Annotated in this window: 1 protein-coding gene; it reads right to left on the reverse strand. The window is 28.2% G+C overall.

The genetic code is table 11. The annotated features are described in order from the left end of the window. Positions 1–5 precede the first annotated feature (5 nt). A partial coding sequence (locus SB689_RS22990) for a hypothetical protein (RefSeq protein ID WP_410694378.1) occupies positions 6–277 on the reverse strand: 272 nt, incomplete at its 5' end.

Genomic DNA, 277 nt, shown 5'->3' on the forward strand with positions numbered 1-277 from the left:
CTTACTCACAGACTCATTCGCTTATCTTTCAACTCTTCACAAAACCCGGTGTAAAGCTTATAAGTAATTAAATAACTTCTTCCTTTTGACAAACAGTAAAACATATCTTTTTTTAAGTAATATGCCATATCAGAATCATTCACATCTAAAAGATATAATTTATTAGACTGCTTAAAGTCAGTAATCCAGCTATTTGCAACTTTACTGTAATGAGACAGTTTTATCGAAATTTTTTCTAAACAATACAACGATGCCATGAATAAAAAGTTTTTAATAT

Source organism: Chryseobacterium sp. SIMBA_038 (genome assembly GCF_046535115.1).
Taxonomy (GTDB): domain Bacteria; phylum Bacteroidota; class Bacteroidia; order Flavobacteriales; family Weeksellaceae; genus Chryseobacterium.